At 58.6% G+C, this 4,451-nt stretch carries 5 protein-coding genes; 4 read left to right on the top strand and 1 reads right to left on the bottom strand.

Annotation, left to right across the window (positions count from 1 at the left end; genetic code table 11):
* Window positions 1-294 precede the first annotated feature (294 nt).
* Both ACM6I0_RS18915 and ACM6I0_RS18910 read left to right on the top strand, forming a co-directional pair.
* A complete protein-coding gene (locus tag ACM6I0_RS18915; protein WP_111449099.1) occupies window positions 295-489 on the top strand; it encodes a hypothetical protein in 195 nt (64 codons plus the stop codon).
* A gap of 100 nt (window positions 490-589) precedes the next feature.
* On the top strand, window positions 590-772 hold the full coding sequence (locus tag ACM6I0_RS18910; protein WP_285436405.1) for a hypothetical protein: 183 nt from the start codon (window positions 590-592) through the stop codon (window positions 770-772).
* On the opposite strand, the gene ACM6I0_RS18905 is transcribed toward ACM6I0_RS18910, so the two are convergent.
* Window positions 769-1,830 (bottom strand): AI-2E family transporter, encoded by a 1,062-nt coding sequence (locus ACM6I0_RS18905; RefSeq protein WP_414923002.1) that lies wholly within the window; start codon window positions 1,828-1,830, stop codon window positions 769-771. The two genes, ACM6I0_RS18910 and ACM6I0_RS18905, sit on opposite strands and share 4 nt — an antisense overlap.
* A 177-nt stretch (window positions 1,831-2,007) precedes the next feature.
* Here ACM6I0_RS18905 and yegQ point away from each other — a divergent pair, with 177 nt between their 5' ends.
* Window positions 2,008-3,333, top strand: a complete 1,326-nt coding sequence (yegQ, locus tag ACM6I0_RS18900; RefSeq protein ID WP_414923001.1) for a tRNA 5-hydroxyuridine modification protein YegQ — start codon at window positions 2,008-2,010, stop codon at window positions 3,331-3,333.
* Window positions 3,334-3,422: 89 nt separating this feature from the next.
* Window positions 3,423-4,253, top strand: coding sequence for a hypothetical protein (locus tag ACM6I0_RS18895; protein WP_414923000.1), 831 nt, complete (start codon window positions 3,423-3,425; stop codon window positions 4,251-4,253).
* Window positions 4,254-4,451: the final 198 nt, after the last annotated feature.

Here is a 4,451-nt window from a genome sequence, read left to right as displayed (position 1 = left end):
CGCCGTAACCGCAGAAACGGATATGTACCCAACCCCACCCAAAACCCTAAAAACTCCCTAAATGAATAACCCTACGCCTAATCAGCAGGGCTTTTTTATGACCGCCTGTCGGCAAACGTCTGGAAAAATCGCGTCAAGGTCGCTGTCGGGACAGCGCTGGCGGTGCATGTTGGCAAGATTGACTTGACCGCCCTTCCCCCGAGCCGGGGAAAACGGTCATATTTATGTCATATCCGGTCCGCAAGCTTGCACATTGTGCGTAAACAACAGGTTGATAAAAACAAGGACGACCTCATGCCAACGCAAAACCCGCATCGCGTCGTCGGCTTGTGCACTTCCAGCAAGGTGTACAACGCACTGACTGAACTCAAGCACCTGGAAGGCCATCGCAGCGCCAAGTTTCTTTCGCTGCTGGCCGAAAACCTGGTGCGCAAAGGCCTGCTCAACGAGCAGGAAGTGGTTCACATGCTCGATCTGGTGGTCGACTGAGTCCAGGACTCATCCGCATCAATGACGACTATCGAGCGTGTTGATTGTCCGTTCAAACGCCAGATCCGTAAGGTAGCCCCATCGATTGATGGAGGTACTTATGTCCCAGGTTCAGATCATGTCCGTTATCGGCAGCGCCGTTCCCGCACCGCTCAGAGAGCTGGGATTGCTCGCCTGTTGGTATCTTGTGCAGGACGGCGAGCCGATCAGCGGTCCGCTCACTTCGCTGCCGGCCGCCCAGGCATTGTCGCAACGCATCGGCATAGGCCAGCTCAGTGCCTAAGGCAGTTGCACCCGCGGTTTGGTTTCGATGAAGATCGCCCAGCTCGACATGAACAGCGCCGCGATCAAGGGCCCGATAACAAAGCCGTTCAGGCCGAAAATCGCCAAGCCGCCCAGGGTTGAGATGAGGATCAGGTAGTCCGGCATCTTTGTATCCTTGCCCACCAGGATCGGTCGCAGCACGTTATCCACCAGTCCGATCACAAACACCCCGAACAACCCCAGCACCACCCCCTGCCAGACGGCCCCGGTGAACAGGAAAAATGCCGCCACCGGCGCCCAGATAATCCCCGCCCCCACCGCCGGTAACAGTGACAGAAACGCCATCAATACCGCCCAGAGCAACGCGCTCGGGATGTCCAGAAACCAGAAAATCAGGCCTCCCAAGGCACCCTGTGCGATCGCCACCAGCAGATTGCCCTTCACCGTTGCGCGCACCACACGGTTGAACTTGAGCTGCAAGCGGCGTTTCTGGTGTTCTTGCAGGGGGACCGCGGAGCGAACTTTTCGCGCCAGATCGGCGCCATCTCGCAGAAAAAAGAACAGCAGGTACAGCATGATGAAAAAACCCACCACAAAATCGAACGTCCCCTGACCGAAACTGAAGACCTGAGTGGCGACAAACTCATTGCCGGTCATCGCACTCTTGATGATCTTCTCCCGCAGCCCGTTCAGTTCGCCGACCCCGGCCCGGTCAAGCAAATGCTGAAAATACGGCGGCAGGCTGTGTTTGAAGTGGGCCACATAGCCCGCGATGTCCAGTTCTCCGCTTTCGATGCTCTTGTAGAGCATCGCCCCTTCCTGGATCAGCAAGACACTGAGGATGATCACCGGCAGGATCGCAATCACCAGGCAGATACTCAGGGTAATCAGCGACGTCACGTTGCGCTGCCAGCCGAACTTCAATTGCATCCGACGCTGCAGCGGCGCGAACAGGATCGCGAGGATCACGGCCCAGAACACCGCGCCGTAGAACGGCAGCAAAATCCAGATAAACGCAATGGTGACCAGCCCTAGCAGGATCACCAGCGATTTGTTGTGTACCGTCTCTAGGTTCATGTCCGATCCATGTCAGTGCGCAGGGGACGCATGCTCTTGTGCTGAAGAGCGTTGCTGATGCTTAGTCCGCCACGGTTCGCGCGAGTGCCATCCGTTTGTTCATCAAGCATAGATCCAGATCAATAAAGCCTGCGGACCAGCCGTTTACCCTTGCCGGCTTTTGCGGTCGACACAGCCATGACTCTGCTCGCTCCCGAATTGCTGGCCCCGGCCGGCACCTTGAAAAACATGCGTTACGCCTTTGCCTACGGTGCCGACGCGGTCTATGCCGGCCAGCCGCGCTACAGCCTGCGGGTGCGCAACAATGAATTCGATCACGCCAACCTGGCCCTCGGCATCGCCGAAGCCCAGGCCCAGGGCAAACGCTTCTACGTGGTGGTGAACATCGCGCCGCACAACGCCAAGCTCAAGACCTTCCTGAAAGACCTGGCCCCGGTGATTGCCATGGCGCCGGATGCGCTGATCATGTCCGACCCGGGTCTGATCATGCTGGTACGCCAGCATTTCCCGCAGATGCCGATCCACCTGTCGGTGCAGGCCAACACGGTGAACTGGGCCAGTGTCGAGTTCTGGCAGCAACAGGGCTTGAGCCGGATCATCCTGTCGCGGGAACTGTCGCTGGAAGAGATCGCCGAGATCCGCCAGCACGTCCCGGCGATGGAGCTTGAGGTGTTCGTCCACGGCGCGTTGTGCATGGCCTACTCTGGGCGCTGTCTGTTGTCGGGCTACATGAACAAGCGCGACGCGAACCAGGGCAGTTGCACCAACGCCTGCCGATGGAAATACACGGCGACTCAGGCCACGGAAAATCATCTCGGCGAAATCGTCCAGACCTTCCAGCCCGAGCCGACCCTGGGTATCGGTGCGCCGACGGATCAGGTGTTCCTGCTGCAGGAAGCCAATCGCCCGGACGAACTGATGCCGGCCTTCGAAGACGAACACGGCACGTACATCATGAACGCCAAAGACCTGCGCGCGGTGCAGCATGTCGAACGCCTGACACAGATGGGCGTGCACTCGCTGAAGATCGAAGGCCGGACCAAATCGCACTTCTATTGCGCACGCACCACGCAGGTTTACCGCCAGGCAATCGACGATGCGGTGGCCGGTCGCGCCTTCGATCGCGGCTTGATGACGGACCTGGAGTCCTTGGCCCAACGTGGCTACACAGAGGGTTTCCTGCGCCGGCACGTGCATGACGAATACCAGAACTACCAGCACGGCAGCTCGGTTTCAGAGCGCCAGCAGTTTGTGGGCGAGCTGACAGGCGAGCGGCGAGACCGGATGGCGCAAGTCACAGTGAAGAACCGTTTTGGCCTGGGCGATCACATGGAACTGATGACGCCCCAGGGCAATTTCCACTTCGACCTGCACCAGTTGCAGAACATTAAAGGCGAGCCTATCGACGTGGCGCCCGGTGATGGACACACGGTGTATGTGCCGATACCGGACGCGGTGGATCTGCGGTTCGGGTTATTGATGCGCGATGTCGGGGCGATGTAATCAACAGAGGCCCCACCCGCTAAAGAATCGCCTCGCGATGCCGACCACTTCAGTTCACATGTAGGTGGCGCGTATCGCCTGGAATGCCTATGACCCGCTCTGCCGTTATCGGTTTGTGTCTGTTGATTACAGGTTGCGCCAGTGCGCCTGAACCTGTGGCCCCCGACAGCCCGCAAAAAACCTTCGAGCAAAGTGCTGACGTGCGAACGCTGTTCAATGCGGCCTACGCCCCAACCCCGCAACTGTCGTCATTGGCGCCCTACTCGCCCCGCAGCAAAGTTGCGTCGAGCTATCAATCCGGCCCCGTCAAAGCCGAGGTCCTCAAGTCGATTGCCGATCTGAAACTGCCATCGCCCCTCAAGTCGATCAGCCGTGTCGTCGTGCGCTCGCTCGACCTCGGCTACCTGGGCGGCACGCCGGCGCAGAGTGAGCAACGCTATGAGACCGATCCACAGAGCGGGCAACTGCTGTTGCAATGGCCAGGCAAGGTGTCGGATACCCGATCGGTCAATTTCAGAGGGTTGCTGACCCTGCGCCTCGACCGTCAGTACACCGACCGTGAATTGCCCGTGTCGTATGCCGTCGACACCGACAAGCTGACATTCACCGGTGACTGGCGAGCGATGGCCGTCGGTTCATCGTTGGGCTATCAGATCACCCAGCAACGGCGCAGTACGCTCAAAGGCAACTCGCTGGAAGTGGAAACCCTTGAATGCGTGGTTGAGCGTCAGATAGATGCTTCGCAGGTCAACTCGTCGTTGCAGGGCGGCGCCAAGGAGTTGAGTTGCACGCTGCAAGGTGAGGAACTGAAAGCCACCGCCACGATGTATTACCTTCAGGATTACGGTTATTTCTTCCGGACCCGCTATCACTCTGGTTGGATCGCGGATGTGCGAACGACCCTGGTTAGCGTTGAGTGATTGACTGGGCATAAAAACCCGGGGCTTTGGCCGTAATGTTGTTCACTTGAGAATGATTTGGGGTTGGGGTTGGGGTTGGGGTTGGGTACATATCCGTTTTTTGGGTGACGGCGGATATTGGTTCCGCCCTGACGGCGGGTCACTTGGAGAAGCGCCAAGTAACCAAGCGCTTGCGCCCCTGACGTACGGTGCCTCGCT

This window comes from Pseudomonas sp. IT-P294 (assembly GCF_949767865.1).
Lineage (GTDB): Bacteria > Pseudomonadota > Gammaproteobacteria > Pseudomonadales > Pseudomonadaceae > Aquipseudomonas.
Note: the sequence above shows the minus strand (reverse complement) of the source record. Positions and strands in the feature narration are given on the sequence as shown.